The 13562-nt window shown below is 57.1% G+C and carries 14 protein-coding genes and 2 rRNA genes; 2 read left to right on the top strand and 14 right to left on the bottom strand.

What is annotated here, in order from left to right:
• Nucleotides 1-9: 9 nt before the first annotated feature.
• Complete coding sequence (locus E6C55_RS24930; RefSeq protein WP_136372547.1) at nucleotides 10-1302, bottom strand: HD domain-containing protein; 1293 nt, start codon at nucleotides 1300-1302, stop codon at nucleotides 10-12.
• Nucleotides 1303-1656: 354 nt separating this feature from the next.
• Between E6C55_RS24930 and E6C55_RS24925 the strand changes: the two genes are divergently transcribed.
• Nucleotides 1657-1911 (top strand): AbrB/MazE/SpoVT family DNA-binding domain-containing protein, encoded by a 255-nt coding sequence (locus E6C55_RS24925; protein ID WP_136372546.1) that lies wholly within the window; start codon nucleotides 1657-1659, stop codon nucleotides 1909-1911.
• A 127-nt stretch (nucleotides 1912-2038) separates the two neighbouring features.
• Here E6C55_RS24925 and rsmI read toward each other — a convergent pair whose 3' ends face one another.
• From rsmI to E6C55_RS24870, 11 genes are all read right to left on the bottom strand, one after another.
• Complete coding sequence (gene rsmI, locus E6C55_RS24920) at nucleotides 2039-2983, bottom strand: 16S rRNA (cytidine(1402)-2'-O)-methyltransferase (RefSeq protein WP_136372545.1); 945 nt, start codon at nucleotides 2981-2983, stop codon at nucleotides 2039-2041.
• On the bottom strand, nucleotides 2980-3852 hold the full coding sequence (locus tag E6C55_RS24915) for a tRNA1(Val) (adenine(37)-N6)-methyltransferase (RefSeq protein WP_136372603.1): 873 nt from the start codon (nucleotides 3850-3852) through the stop codon (nucleotides 2980-2982). The genes rsmI and E6C55_RS24915 overlap by 4 nt, the downstream gene beginning before the upstream one ends.
• Before the next feature lie 1093 nt (nucleotides 3853-4945).
• Complete coding sequence (locus E6C55_RS24910) at nucleotides 4946-5326, bottom strand: initiation-control protein YabA (RefSeq protein ID WP_136372544.1); 381 nt, start codon at nucleotides 5324-5326, stop codon at nucleotides 4946-4948.
• Between the two features lie 40 nt (nucleotides 5327-5366).
• Nucleotides 5367-6167, bottom strand: a complete 801-nt coding sequence (locus tag E6C55_RS24905) for a PSP1 domain-containing protein (protein ID WP_136372543.1) — start codon at nucleotides 6165-6167, stop codon at nucleotides 5367-5369.
• 3 nt (nucleotides 6168-6170) lie between these two features.
• The gene (gene holB, locus E6C55_RS24900) at nucleotides 6171-7148 is read right to left on the bottom strand and encodes a DNA polymerase III subunit delta' (RefSeq protein WP_136372542.1); all 978 of its coding nucleotides are present in this window, start codon (nucleotides 7146-7148) and stop codon (nucleotides 6171-6173) included.
• Nucleotides 7149-7258: 110 nt separating this feature from the next.
• On the bottom strand, nucleotides 7259-7702 hold the full coding sequence (locus tag E6C55_RS24895) for a YaaR family protein (protein ID WP_136372541.1): 444 nt from the start codon (nucleotides 7700-7702) through the stop codon (nucleotides 7259-7261).
• 22 nt (nucleotides 7703-7724) lie between these two features.
• Nucleotides 7725-8054, bottom strand: a complete 330-nt coding sequence (locus tag E6C55_RS24890) for a cyclic-di-AMP receptor (protein WP_136372540.1) — start codon at nucleotides 8052-8054, stop codon at nucleotides 7725-7727.
• Between the two features lie 114 nt (nucleotides 8055-8168).
• Nucleotides 8169-8816 carry a dTMP kinase gene (gene tmk / locus E6C55_RS24885; protein WP_136372539.1) on the bottom strand — a complete coding sequence of 216 codons (648 nt, stop codon included), beginning with the start codon at nucleotides 8814-8816 and terminating at the stop codon, nucleotides 8169-8171.
• A 48-nt stretch (nucleotides 8817-8864) separates the two neighbouring features.
• Entirely contained in the window at nucleotides 8865-10343 is a 1479-nt protein-coding gene (gene wsfD, locus E6C55_RS24880; RefSeq protein WP_136372538.1) for a glycan biosynthesis hexose transferase WsfD, read from the bottom strand.
• Between the two features lie 46 nt (nucleotides 10344-10389).
• Nucleotides 10390-11850 carry an aminotransferase class I/II-fold pyridoxal phosphate-dependent enzyme gene (locus tag E6C55_RS24875; RefSeq protein ID WP_136372537.1) on the bottom strand — a complete coding sequence of 487 codons (1461 nt, stop codon included), beginning with the start codon at nucleotides 11848-11850 and terminating at the stop codon, nucleotides 10390-10392.
• A gap of 103 nt (nucleotides 11851-11953) precedes the next feature.
• Nucleotides 11954-12139 (bottom strand): sigma factor G inhibitor Gin, encoded by a 186-nt coding sequence (locus E6C55_RS24870; RefSeq protein ID WP_136372536.1) that lies wholly within the window; start codon nucleotides 12137-12139, stop codon nucleotides 11954-11956.
• Nucleotides 12140-12291: 152 nt separating this feature from the next.
• On the opposite strand from E6C55_RS24870, the gene E6C55_RS24865 reads away from it, so the two are divergent.
• Nucleotides 12292-12801 (top strand): transposase, encoded by a 510-nt coding sequence (locus E6C55_RS24865; RefSeq protein WP_136372535.1) that lies wholly within the window; start codon nucleotides 12292-12294, stop codon nucleotides 12799-12801.
• Between the two features lie 437 nt (nucleotides 12802-13238).
• On the opposite strand, the gene rrf is transcribed toward E6C55_RS24865, so the two are convergent.
• Both rrf and E6C55_RS24855 read right to left on the bottom strand, forming a co-directional pair.
• A 5S ribosomal RNA gene (rrf, locus tag E6C55_RS24860) occupies nucleotides 13239-13355 on the bottom strand.
• A gap of 106 nt (nucleotides 13356-13461) precedes the next feature.
• Nucleotides 13462-13562, bottom strand: a 23S ribosomal RNA gene (locus E6C55_RS24855); the annotation flags it as partial.

Here is a 13562-nt window from a genome sequence, read left to right as displayed (position 1 = left end):
TTGCTTCTATTATAAACGCAGCAGCTCCCGGGTATAGGGCTTAAGTCGATCCGCCTTCTCGCGAAGCGGTTCTTCCGGGTAGTAGATGTAGTACTTGCCGCGGTGGATGCCCGCAATCGAGCGGATAATGTCTGATTTCGCGGAGATCTCGGTCATCTGGTCCTTGTCGTCAAGCAGCAGGATCGGCGGCTTCTCGGAAGCTCCCGCTTCGGTCCCCGGCTTGTACAAGTCATAGGGCAGATCGACCACCGTATCCGTCTCCAGGTGGTACTCGGGATGGAGCCCAAGCGTGACCCATTCCCTCCTCAGTTCCTCCACGAGCTCCGGGTCCATTTTCTCCAATTGAACATATTTATACAACCGCCGGTCCAGGAACCTTCGACACAGATCCGAGAGCAGTTCATCCTTCTCGCGCGCCCACTCGCCGAACGCGGTGAACGCCGCATTGTCGTCCAGAGACAGATAAGCTTCCACGTCCAGTTCGCCTTGAAGCAGCTTCTTGAGCGATCCCAGCATGAACTCGAAGCGGTAACCGCTCTGATGAAGCTCGACGGCCCTTCGGAAAATCTTCTTAAGAATAATATCCGAGCTGCGAGTAACGGGGTGGAAATAAATCTGCCAATACATCTGGTAGCGCGACATCAGATAGTCCTCGACCGCATGCATGCCGCTCTCCTTGACGACGATCCGCCCTTGATGCGGCCGGAGAACACGAAGAATCCGATCGAGATCGAACGTTCCGTAATTAACCCCGGTGAAGTAGGCGTCCCGAAGCAAATAATCCATTCGGTCGGCGTCCATCTGACTGGACACGAGGCTGACAACGATCGGCTTGTCATACGTCTTGCGGATCACCGAGGCTACCTTCTGAGGGAGCTGCTCGTCCGCTTCCCGCAGCACGCGATTGATCTCCGTCTGTCCGAGAACGATGGCGCACGTCCATTCCTCGTGATCGGTGTCGAACACCTGCTCAATAGCATGGGAGAACGGTCCGTGTCCGACATCGTGCAACAAAGAAGCGCATAAACTTACCATTTTCTCCCCTTGCGGCCAATCTTTATATCCGTTACGCTCAAATTGGTTAATAATTTTGCGCGTGATCTCATAGACGCCCAGAGAATGGGAGAATCGACTATGCTCCGCGCCATGGAATGTCAGATATGTCGTCCCGAGCTGGCGAATCCTCCTCAAACGTTGGAATTCCGGCGTATTGATCAGCTTCCAGATCGTCGCGTCCTGCACGTAGATGGAATGATGAACCGGGTCCTTGAATACCTTCTCCTCATCGAGCGGTCGGAACATAGACAGCACCTCCGTAATCCATAATTTTTACAATCCATAATTTTCTTGTCCCTAAATCGACAAAAAACCGAAACTATTGTCGAATGTTGTCGTTATATGTAATGGGACTTTCATCCCTATTATTTGGACCATTTTCGTTTTAGTACCTGTTTTGTTTCTTGTATTTAAAGGGGTTTGTCGGATTTTCTTGGCAGCACGGCAATATCTCGGTTGACTTATCTGGGAATGGTTGGTATGATTATAGGCAGTTAATCGAGAATTTTGTCGAATGCTGACGAATTCACTTTCGTCCGTGTTGCACGTTTGCTAGAAGCTTTTGTCTTTATTTTACCTTGAGGAGAGGAAGTTTTCCAAATGATGAAGTCAACTGGTATTGTTCGTAAGGTGGACGAGCTCGGACGCGTCGTTATTCCGATCGAGCTGCGTCGTACGCTGGGCATCGGAGAGAAGGACGCGCTCGAGATTTATGTGGATGGGGAGCGCATCATGCTGAAGAAGTATGAACCTGCCTGTATCTTCTGCGGCAACGCAGAGAGCGTGATCTACTTCAAAGGCAAAATTGTTTGCCGAGAATGCTTGAAGGATTTGCCTGCACCTGTGACAAATTAAAGAAGTGTGCTATAATAGAAAACGAAAGTCTAAAATTTGTTAATTCTAACCTTTTTATATCTCCTTGCACCCCTCCCGTTTTTGCTCGGGAGGGATTTTTTTGTTGTTATCCACATGTGGATAACGTTCACTCTTCTTGATCCAGCAGCGCTTGATAGACGTCCCGGCGCGACAGGCCGCGATCTCTCGCCGCCAAGCGCATCGCTTCCTTCCGGCTGCCCGAATCGGCTTCGTACTTATCCACATGTTCGGCAAGCGACAGCGACGACCACCATGCCTCGGCTGCGGAGCCTGTCCCGGCGCCGCCGGACCGTTGTCCCTGCCCATCGGACTCCGCTGCGGCCCCTTCGAGCAACAGCACGCATTCGCCGAGCGGCGGCACTTCCTCAAGGTGCCGGAGACAGGCATCGACCGTGCCCCGCACGACCTCCTCGTACCGCTTCGTCAGCTCGCGCACGATCGCCATCCGCCGATGCCCCCATCTCGAGGAGATCGCCTCGAGCGTCTTCTTCAGCCGGTGAGGGGCTTCATAGAGAATGACGGTGCCGGGCTCCGAGCCGATTCCGTCCAGGAACCGCTCCATTCCCTTGCGATCGCGCGGCGGGAAGCCGGCGAACAGGAACCGGTCCGTCGGCAGCGCGGAGACGATCAGGGCCGACAACGCCGCATTCGCCCCCGGAATCGGCACGACGGGAATGCCCAGGGCCGCCGCCTCGGCGACCAGATCGGCACCGGGATCGGAGATGGCAGGCAGCCCCGCATCGCTGATCAAGGCGATGCTGCTTCCCTCGGAGAGAAGACGCAGCAGCTCCGGCCCGCTCGCTTCTTTATTGTGCTCGTGGTAGCTGACGAGCCGCTTGCCGATCTCGAAGTGGGTCAGCAGCTTGCGCGACTGCCGGGTGTCCTCCGCCGCGATCAGATCGACCTCCTTCAAGGTGCGGATCGCGCGGAATGTCATGTCCTCGAGGTTGCCGATCGGGGTGGCGACCAGATAGAGCGTTCCCGGCTTCTCGCGGGAAGCGAAGCTCTTCTGTACCTGTACAGTGCTCTGTTGCGTGTCCGATGCGCTCATTGCGATTCCGCCTCCGTCCGCTCGTCGTTGTTGCCGTGATCGGCCAATTCGCTTCTTCTTCCATAGAAGACGTCCAGCAGCTCCTGCGTATACTCCCTCTCTCTATGGTAGACAATGAGCGGAGGAAGCAGACGGATCTCCGGCTTGCCTTCCTTGAGCGCCTCGATCAACACCATATTCGCTTCGCTCTCCGCATGGGAGTGGATGAAGCGCAGCCGCTTCGGCTCGAGCCGATTCCTTCGCAGCGCCTCCATGATCTCGGCCAGCCGCGACGGGCGATGGACCATCGCGACGCGGCCTCCCCGCTTCACCAGCCGCGAGCAAGCCGCTGCGACGTCCTCAAGCGTGCAGCCGAGCTCGTGGCGCGCCATCGCCTGGTGGATGTTCTCCTTCCGTTCCCCGGACTTCACCGGCATGTAGGGCGGATTCACCGTCACCGCGTCGTAGAGGCCCTCCGGACTGTCGAATTGCTTCAAGTCCGCCCGCACAATCGCGATCCGCTCCGCAAGCCCGTTAAGCGCCACGCTCCGCTTCGCCATGTCGGCGAGACGCGGCTGAATCTCGACGCCATCGATCCGGGCGGCCGTCCGGGTCGAGAGCAACAACGGAATGACCCCGTTGCCCGTACACAGATCAAGCACCCGCCCGCGAGGCGGCACCGTCGCGAACCTCGCGAGCAGAACCGCATCCAGCGAGAAGCTGAACACCTCCTGGCTCTGAATAATCTTCAGCTCGTATGTCAGCAGATCGTCCAGCCGCTCTCCCGGCTTCAGGAGGGCTCTCTGCTGCGCCTCGGCCTCCCGGTTGCCCCATCTTCCCGTATCGTTATCGTTATCCGCACGGCCCGCTTCCCCGGCCCCGTTCGGCATCGTCGCCACCTTACCGCCGCCTTCCCGTCGCTTTCTTTGCTTCCTTTGCTTTCGTCGCTTTCGTCGCTTTCTTCGCTTTCTCTTCGTTCTCTCTTCATGCCCACAAGCTTACCCGATCTTATGGCGAATTGCCACGTGTTCCACTCGAAGCCCTCTTCCTCATCCTGCCGATCACCGCCGGTCTCCGCGTATTTCTCTGTACCTGTCCCTCGATTCTTCCCTATCCTTCTCGAATCTTCCCTATCCTTCTCGATTCTTCCCTATCTCCATCCGTCTCGGTCCCCTATTCTGCTCTATCTTTCTCGACCCTCCATCCAACTCTCTCCTTCTCGGTTCCTCAATCCCTCGATCCTGCTCTATCCCTCTTGATCCTTCCTTATCCTGCGATTTCCCCGCCAAGCGATTCCCCTCTCCGGCCCCTGAGGCTTTTGAGGATGGTTTTTGAGGATGGTTTTTGAGGATGGTTTTTGCCATTTGTTGCCTACCCACCACCATCCAACCCACAATTTGCGATTTTATGTGATTTTTCACATTCGTCGGCCTCGGATCGAGGGTAATTGCGGCGTTTTATGCGATTTTTAGCATATATACGATACTTCGGGTCGAAATTTTCTCCATGTATGCTATTTTTCACATATAATCGTCCAAACTGCCCGTTATCAAGCTGCACGAATGTGAATTTTCACATAAATTGCTCGACCCAGCGGCTTAGACAGTGTCCACACGCTTCGGCGGCTTCCATAGCGCTTCCATAGCTGCAGCTTCGACAGCCTTCCATAGCTTCCGCGACTTCAACTTCCTCAACTCCCGCAACTTCGACGAATTCGCAGCTCCCATAGCCTCTGTGGCTCCTACTGCTCCCGCAACCTCAGCAACCTCCACAGCTCCGCTGCTCCGCGCCCCCTACAGCCTCCGCAGCTCCACCGATTTCGCCACGCTCCCTAACGACGCAGAAGAAGCTTAGGCGTCGACGTTCCGCCGCCCATGCGTTCACCGGCCTATACTTACCCACGGCAGTCCCCAAAAAAAAGCGCCGCCCCTCCACCTGTCCCGTGGAAGTTCAGCGCGTGCTTCGCAAGGCCCCGCAGAGCCATTACTTGCTTAAGAAGGAGAGGCAGAACAAGCAGTCGCCTTCCATTCGCAGATGCCCGTAATAAACGTTGCAAATATGAAATCCTTCATGATAAAGCCGAGCCAGGTTGTCGTACCCTTCCCCGACGCCGTGCGGCGCGCCGGCCGCTTCTTTGGCTTGTCCTGCGGCAACGGCTTGCTCGGCCGTCGGTTCCCCGTGATGAGCAGCGTAGTCGCTCTCGCGCTTCAATACCTTGCGCAGTTGCTCATTCTCGATGATAAGCTGCTGATTATGCTCCAGCAGTTCCTTGATCCTCTCCTTAAGAGAACCGAACTCGGTCTGGGCATGGAGCAACTGCGCCTCAAGTTCTTCCATACGTTGGAAAATGTCATTCATCAACAGCTTACACCTCGAACATCAGGTTGTATCAGTGTCGAAACGGTTATTTGACCACGACATCCTCAAACGATAATTCCTTCACTCTGCCGAGGTCGAACAATTGGACGTGCACCATGCGATTGCCTACGTTCAAACCGACGACTTTACCTTCACCGAACGAGGTAATGACGATCTTGCCAACCGCTGGCATCTCTTCTCTTGCGCTCTCATAATTGTCATGCTCGTACTTCAGGCAACACATCAATCGCCCGCACAGACCCGATATCTTCGTCGGGTTGAGGGACAGGTTCTGATCCTTCGCCATCTTGATCGAGACGGGCTCGAAGTCTCCCAACCAAGAAGAGCAGCACAGAATCCGTCCGCACGGGCCGATTCCGCCCAGCATCTTCGCTTCATCGCGCACGCCGATCTGCCGCAATTCGATGCGTGTCCGGAAGACTCCCGCCAAGTCCTTGACGAGTTCCCGGAAGTCGACGCGGCCTTCGGCCGTGAAGTAGAAGATGATCTTGTTGCGATCGAACGTGTATTCCACGTCGACCAGCTTCATCTTCAACTGATGATCCTTGATCTTCTGCAACCCTATCGCGAAGGCGTTCTTCGCCGCATTCCGGTTCTCTTCGACGGCACGGGCGTCTTGATCCCCCGCAACCCGAATGACCTTCTTGAGCGGCAGCACCACGTCGTCTTCTCCTACGGTCTTCGGGCCGATGACCACCTGTCCGTATTCGACTCCGCGAGCCGTCTCCACGATGACGCTCTGATCCTTGGATATCGAATGCTCGGCGGGATCGAAATAGTAGACCTTGCCCGCCTTCTTGAAGCGGACACCGACAACGTCGTACACTATTTATCCCTCCCGCGACTTAACCAGAAATTGCTCGAGGGCCAACTGCGGCTGCACGTGAGCCTTGATTCGGCGAGCCGCCGTCATAGCCCCTTCCATCGCCGCCAGGTGGCTGTCCAGGCTGCGGCTCCACGCATGCCTCGCCATCCACTCCGCCTGGTCCGAGAAGACGATCCTATTCTCTCGGCCGGTGATGATGTAAATCATATCTCTATACCACAAGGCAAACATCTGCAGCAAGGTATCTGTATGTTCGGCGAGATCCGTCTTGAACACCTGCTGCTGCGCCGTCAGCAGAGCGGCAGGGAACTTCGACGAATTCTCCTTCCCCAATTGTATCACTACGTTTCGAGTTTCTGCAAACCAATTCTCTTGGCAGAGCGCCCTTGCCGCATCGATTCCCGACGTCATATGCACCGCCGCACGGGCAAGCAGCGCCGGCTTGCCTTCGGCCACGAGCAATTGCTCCAGCTCGTCCGGATCTCCAGGGACGAAGGACACCAATTGGCTTCTCGAGAGAATGGTCGGAAGCACCGACTGGGCGCTTGGCGCAAGAAGCATCGCGACAATCGGGGAGGCCGGCTCCTCGAGGAACTTGAGCAAGCTGTTCGCCGCCGGCGTCGTCATCGTCTCCGCGCCTTCGATGATGTACACCTTCCGCCCCGCTCCCGCACTCCGGAAGGACAATTCCTTCTGCAGCTCCCGCACCTGCTCGATCTTCACCGTCGCTCCGTCAGGCTCAACCAGATGCAGATCCGGGTGGTTGCCGTGCAGCACCTTCCGGCACGCCAGGCATTCCCCGCAAGCGTCGGTGCCTTGCCTCTCGCAGAACAACGTCTGGGCGAACGCCAGGGCCATCGCCTTCTTCCCGCTTCCTTGCGGGCCTGCGAACAAGTAAGCGTGGGCGATCTTGCCGGTGCGCAGCGAATTGTGCAGCAGCGCCTTCGCCCGGCGTTGGCCCGGCACTTCTTGAATGGCCATCTGTGAAGTCTCCCCCTTGCAGTCGTGCAATATAACAACGGCAAGACCGCTCGCGATCGTTCGACCAGGTCCAATCGACAATCGCGCAGACGGCCTTGCCAGCATCTCCATCAGAACACCAAATTAATCAGCAAGCCGCGAATTTCCCCAACCTTCTCAAGCAGCTCCAAGCGGCCCTCTTCCGTCTCCAGAAGCTCCTCGCCCATGGCAATCAGCAGGGAATCGACCTCTTCGAGCACCTTGTACCGCTTGCCCCGGCCGCGCCGGTCCCAGCCCTTCGTCTCCTTGAGCTTGATTCCCCGCCGCAGCGTATCCTCAAGGAAGCTCTTCACCATCAGGCGATACTGCTTCAGCTCGCGCAAGGTCATGGAGCGCATCAGACGATCGCCCTGAGCTCCGATCTCCACCAGCTTGCGGTTCAATTCCTCGATCGTCCGGCTCTCCTCTTGATGCTGCATGAAGTCGCCGAACGTCTGGGCTTGCGCCTGGCGGTTCGGCGTATCGTTGCGCACCAGAGTATTGTTGAAGGTCCGGAATCCGGGTTCGATCTTCATTCCCTATCACCACGCCGCTTCGTTAGAAATGTTCGAACCTCTCGACCGGCATCACGAATACGGCAGCGCCCCCAACCTGGACTTCCACGGGGAACGGAATGTATGAGTCCGCAGCTCCGCTTACTGGGGATACCGGCGTCACAAGCTGATCGCGAATCTTGCAATTGGATCTGATGACATCGAGCACCTGCTGAATTCTCTCATCCTCGACGCCGATCAGGAACGTCGTATTGCCTGCGCGAAGGAATCCCCCCGTACTGGCCAGCTTCGTTGCGCGGAATCCTTCCTTGATGAGAGCGTTCGACAATCTGCTGCTATCCTTATCCTGAATGACGGCAATCAACAGCTTCATCTGCCTGTCCCTCCTTCAGTTATCGGCAATCATTTTCTACTTTCTACTACTACTATAAATAATTAGACACGTTACGGTCAGAATCCTCTTCTTCCGTCACACGAATATCGAAGATTAGGACATCCGGGACTTCCGCTCCAGGAAGGAATCCAACTCTCGCTTCATCGCTTCCAGCACTTCCTCTACCGTCCGATTCGCGTCGATGCGAACGATGCGGTCCGGGAACCGCTCCGCGATCATAAGGTATCCTTCCCTGACCCGCTGATGGAAGCCGAGAGCCTCCAGGTCGAGCCGGTTCACCTCCCGGTTCTTGTTCGCGTTGATGCGCGCAAGTCCGAGCTCGGGGTCCACATCGAGGAATAACGTCAAGTCCGGGAACGTATCCTCGATCGCGAATTGATTGATGGCCAGAATCCGGTCGATGCCGATGCCGCGGGCATACCCTTGATACGCCAGGCTGCTGTCGATAAACCGATCGCACAGAATCGTTCTGCCCGCCTCAAGCGTCGGAACGATCTTCTCCACGAAGTGCTGCCTTCGCGATGCCGCATAGAGAAGCGCTTCGGTGCGCGCGTCCATCCGTATGTTGTTCTTATCGAGAATGACGGAGCGAATCTGCTCCGCGATCGCGATCCCCCCGGGCTCGCGCGACATGACCACCTCGATTCCTTTGCTTGCCAAGTATTCGGCGGCCATCGACAGCACCGTCGACTTGCCGGCCCCTTCATTGCCTTCCACCGATAGCAGATATCCTCGCGTCATGAACGAATGTCCCATCCTTGCATCGTCAAGTTCTGCTTCTATTATATACTATTCGACTTCCGCGCGCCCCATTTGTTCCAGCTTCCGGCCCAGTCCGTACAACACGGCGAACACAAGCACGATAAGCATCATATCGAACGTGACATTGAACAGGAACAAGTGCTTGCCGAGGTCGGCTTCTCCGTCTCCGATCAACGGAATAACGAACGAGAATGCCCCGCAGACGGCCACGGCGCCGAGCGTCTCGAACGCGAGCCTGGCGCGCGGAGCGCGGCTTCTCAGCCAGCCTGCGCCAACAATTGCCATGTAGCCTGCATAGATGGCGAAGAACCATCCGAGGCGATTCGGCATTCGATCATGCTTGAATTCGCTCCATGCGCTGAAGCGGTAATCGATCGCCCCCTTCGGCTTGCCCGACTGCGCCCCGTAATTTCCCAGGTAATAAGGCCGAATCGCCGTCCCTTCCCGCGCCGCCTTCTTCATTTTATCGATGAGACGCCAAGGATGTTCCGCATAGAATGCCGCTACTGTCCGATGGCTTAACCGGCTCAGAACCTCCCGTTCAAGCGTCGGGTCCCTCTGTGGAATAACGGTATCCTGCTGAAAATAATTCGTTCCGGCAAGAACGCCATACTTGGGAGGAATCCCTAACTCTCTCAGGTCGTCGGCAAGCGAAGGGGAATCCTTGAGCACTCCGTAGAAGATGGATTGGTACAGGTTCGTGTGGACGAGCCGATGCGGAGCTGCCGCCATCATCGCAAGCGTGCCGACCGCGAGAACAAGCGCCCCGGCCCGCGTCGCTTGCCGCCACCCGGCCGTCCGCTTCAGAAGCTGCATTCGCCAGGCAAGAACGGCGAAGAGCAAGCCAAGCGGCGCATATTGGATCTTCGCGGTCGCGACGGCGAGCGCCGCGCAGACGAACAGAACAAGCAGCTTGTACGGCGGGCTGTCGCTCTCCGCAAGCGCGAGAGCCGCCGCGACGGCCAGCAGCAAGCCCACCATTGCATAGGGCTCCCCGAAGAACGATTGGAAGTAAGCGAGATACCCGATATCGCAGAAGACGAGCAGCAGAATCAGGCTCATCGTCAGAGCCAATAGCGCGGTTGCGCGGCGGCTGCGAAGACTCGGAAGGTGGCGGATAAGAAGCGTAAGCGCCGCCAGAAGGGCTATCGCGTAGAGCAGCCCCAGGGAGCGGATGTCGTAGATCGGCTCCAGCAGGAAGCGCGAGAGCAGCCCCGACAGCGCAACGAGAAGAACGTGCGTGGACACATAGCCGCCAGTGCCATAGGAGCCGTATGCATAGTGGGAATGAGTATGGTAGAAGTAACGTGCGCCATACGTCTCGGCGGGATCGAGCGGCTTGATTCCCGAAGCGCCCATCACCCGGGCGAAATCCCCATTGTCGGCGACCCCGACGATTGGGGGGATCATCATCAGAACAACGATCAGGAGGCAAGCGATCAGAGCCGCAGCCCTTCCGACCGCGAGGCGAACATCATCTTCCGAACGATTCGGATTCCGGTTCATGGGGGACGAGATTTCTCCTTTTGGAACTCCCTGCCCCTCCGAACCGCTAGTCCCGTACGATGACGCGAATCCGCTCCAGCCGAGGGTCCTCGGCTCCTTGAATACGGGCCCCTTGAAGCCTCCATTGCTGAAGGCGGCGAATCGCCCCAAGGGTCACCGCTTCTCCCGGATACAGCTCCGGGATTCCCGGAGGGTAGGGAATCACCCATTCGCCGCAGAGACGCCCCTCCGCTTCCTCAAGGGCGACGAGTTCCGTGGGCAGAGTGCCGCGAGAGAACGCTACGGGAGACGAGATCAGGCTGTCTGCGGGCTCGATCGGGGACAGGGAGTTTTTTACCGAATAGGATCGCCCTGCAAGCCCGAATTTATGAATAATTGCCGCTGCCGCATTCGCGAGCCGATCCCCATCCTCCGCCTTCGTGCCGGTCCCCAGCGCAAGCACGACATAACGGTCGTCCGCCATCTCGGCCAAGCAGCCCAACGCCTCCAGCTCGTCCCGCAGCGCTAAGCCCGACAGCGTGCCGGTCGCATCGGTCAGCACGACCTTAAGCGGATCTGCACGCCAGAGAGGGCTCGCAAGCGGAAGCGTGCGAATCGGCGACCCTTCCAGGCCGCCCCTGATCCTCTCCGCGGCGCGCAGCGCCTCCCGGAACAGCCCGCTGCCTTCGCTGTCCACCTGCCACCGGGCCAGATCCAGCGAAGCCATAATCGGGTAGGAGGGGCTGGAGCTCTGCACCATCCGCAGCGCTTGGCGAATAGCTTGGCGATCGATCCGCTCCCCCTGCAGATGCAGATAAGCTCCCATCGTCATCGCCGACAGCATCTTGTGCGCCGATTGCACGACCGCATCCGCCCCCAGGCTGAGTGCGCTTGCCGGCAGAGCCGGATGTTGGCCGAAGTGAGGCCCGTGCGCCTCATCCACCAGCACCGGAATGCCGCAGCGATGGGCGTGCTCGATAGCCCCGCGCAGATCCGAAGCGTGGCCGTAATAGTTCGGGTTGCTCAGCAGAATCCCCTTCGCTTCCGGATAGCGGCCGAGCGCCTCCGCAACCGTACCGGCCGAGGGCGCCAACGCGAGCCCCGTCTCCGGATCGATCTCCGGGGTCAGGAACACCGCTCTCGCTCCGGCCAGAATCAATCCGTGAATAACGGACTTATGGACGTTCCGTTGGACAAGAAGAAGCTCCCCTGGCGCGCAGGAGCCGAGAATCATCGCCAGATTGCCCGCCGTGCTGCCCCCGACGAGCAAGCAGCTCGTCTCGGCGCCGAAGCATTCCGCAACGAGCCGTTCCGCCTCCGCAATCACTCCTTCCGGATGATGCAGATCGTCCGTATCTGACAGCTCCGTGACGTCGATCGCGAGCAGCTCCCGGTAGATCGACGCCTTATCCGAGACATACCCGATCCCGCGCTGCTTATGCCCCGGAACGTGGAAGCTGGACGCGTTCCGCTGGGCATGAAGCAGCAGCGCCTCGTACAAAGGAGCCCCCGTCTCTTTTCCGCCCATTGCCGCCACGCCCCTTTTGCCACATATCTCGATCTATTATACCAGACAAAAAAACCGTCCGCTCCCAGCTCGGAAGCGACGGTCTTATCGGTACATCCTTCGTTCATACGTGGTATCGGACCGCAATCTGCCGCAGCCGATGCACGAAGAACGGATACTTCTCATCTTCGACTCTTGTCTGGACCATCTCCGCCTCGCATGCGAGACAAATAAATTCGTTCACGATATGAATGCCTTCTTCTTTCGGCTGGCCGCAGACGATACAGGTTTCCACTCGATCCTGATCCATTGCCATCCCTGCTTTCTATGCCTTATACGTGATAGTATGGGGCTTATTCTATGAAAATATACATGATTCCTAGCGGCTTCCCTCTGAATCTTAACATTTCTTCGTCTTCGACCGATAGTAATCAACAGAGCGTCTTCGTAAGGAGCATGGGAATGAACGATCCGATCATCTATCATTATAAGCTTATTCGCAAGCTGAATCTCCTTCCGGAGATGAAGGCCGCATACGTCGCAACCGCGCTCATGGGAATCGGCACCCTGGCCCTTCTGGATGGCCTGACAGGGCTGCTCTTCTCGCTGCTCGGCTTGCTTGTCATGTTCGTCGTCCATGCGATCGTCTTGAAGATCACGCTGCGAAGGGTCGAAGAGCCCGCAGAGAAAAAGTGGTTTATTCGCTTCGACCTCCCCTGGATCGGACCGCTTCCCGTGTCGGATACGAGCCTCTCGCTGTTCCGCCGCCTTCATCTGCACCTGCTGCTGGTCGGCTGCTGCGTTGCCGGCCTCTTCTATCCGTGGACAAGCTCATCCTTGGTCATCGCCCTGATCTTCTGGCATCTCTGGCTGATCGCCCCGCGCTTCTATCTGCTGATCCGGACCCGCAAGGAGCTTGGCGACGGCATCATCCGGCTGGAGGGCTCCGAAATTTCGTATTACCACCGCTAATCGCAACTTTCATCTAATCTTAAGGTTGCTATCAGCGCAATTTAATCCGGGGCCGTTAAGATAATCCCATGACCCCTTCTGATAGATATAGATTTTGCCCGCAGCCTTGATGGTTGCGGGTCTTTTTTTGCATTCGCTCCCCTGGCCGATGTCTTCTGCGATTTTATGTGGTTTTTCACATTCGTCAGGGTTGATTCGCGGCAATCGCGGCGTTTTATGTGATTTTTCGCCTATATGCGGGGGAGTCGAGGCCGAACTGCCGCTATGAATGTGGTTTTTCACATAAAACTGCCCAAATAACCGTTATCGAGCCGCGCCAATGTGAAATTTCGCATAACTGACCTCTTCGTGCAAAATGTAAAATGCCAAATGATGCAAAAAAGCACCCGTGAGGGTGCTCTTCCGCTTCTTGCTCTTCGATTCGGTCTTGCTCATCGGCTTGGCAACTTCCTACTCTCCCAGGACCCTGCGGTCCAAGTACCATCGGCGTTAGAGGGCTTAACGGTCGTGTTCGAGATGGGTACGCGTGGAACCCCTCTGCCATCATCACCAAACCAGTGCGACTTGGTTTGTCGCGTTTCAAAGCTCGCGCCTTGATAACCGGATACGAAACGAGTTAGCGTATTTAGAATCTTCTTCTTCCTACCTTGCGTCTGCTCTTAGGATAAGCCCTCGACCGATTAGTACTCGTCAGCTCCACACGTTGCCGCGCTTCCACCCCGAGCCTATCTACCTGGTGTTCTTCCAGGGGTCTTACCTAC

It is taken from the genome of Cohnella fermenti (assembly GCF_004801405.1).
GTDB classification, from domain to species: domain Bacteria; phylum Bacillota; class Bacilli; order Paenibacillales; family Paenibacillaceae; genus Cohnella; species Cohnella fermenti.
Note: the sequence above shows the minus strand (reverse complement) of the source record. Positions and strands in the feature narration are given on the sequence as shown.

Excerpts from the sequence above, each read along its gene's own strand:
- E6C55_RS24930 (WP_136372547.1), bottom strand. The coding sequence starts at position 1,302 with ATGTTCCGACCGCTCGATGAGGAGAAGGTATTCAAGGACCCGGTTCAT.
- E6C55_RS24925 (WP_136372546.1), top strand. The coding sequence starts at position 1,657 with ATGATGAAGTCAACTGGTATTGTTCGTAAGGTGGACGAGCTCGGACGC.
- rsmI (WP_136372545.1), bottom strand. The coding sequence starts at position 2,983 with ATGAGCGCATCGGACACGCAACAGAGCACTGTACAGGTACAGAAGAGC.
- E6C55_RS24915 (WP_136372603.1), bottom strand. The coding sequence starts at position 3,852 with ATGCCGAACGGGGCCGGGGAAGCGGGCCGTGCGGATAACGATAACGAT.
- holB (WP_136372542.1), bottom strand. The coding sequence starts at position 7,148 with ATGGCCATTCAAGAAGTGCCGGGCCAACGCCGGGCGAAGGCGCTGCTG.
- E6C55_RS24895 (WP_136372541.1), bottom strand. The coding sequence starts at position 7,702 with ATGAAGATCGAACCCGGATTCCGGACCTTCAACAATACTCTGGTGCGC.
- E6C55_RS24890 (WP_136372540.1), bottom strand. The coding sequence starts at position 8,054 with ATGAAGCTGTTGATTGCCGTCATTCAGGATAAGGATAGCAGCAGATTG.
- tmk (WP_136372539.1), bottom strand. The coding sequence starts at position 8,816 with ATGACGCGAGGATATCTGCTATCGGTGGAAGGCAATGAAGGGGCCGGC.
- wsfD (WP_136372538.1), bottom strand. The coding sequence starts at position 10,343 with ATGAACCGGAATCCGAATCGTTCGGAAGATGATGTTCGCCTCGCGGTC.
- E6C55_RS24875 (WP_136372537.1), bottom strand. The coding sequence starts at position 11,850 with ATGGGCGGAAAAGAGACGGGGGCTCCTTTGTACGAGGCGCTGCTGCTT.
- E6C55_RS24870 (WP_136372536.1), bottom strand. The coding sequence starts at position 12,139 with ATGGATCAGGATCGAGTGGAAACCTGTATCGTCTGCGGCCAGCCGAAA.
- E6C55_RS24865 (WP_136372535.1), top strand. The coding sequence starts at position 12,292 with ATGAACGATCCGATCATCTATCATTATAAGCTTATTCGCAAGCTGAAT.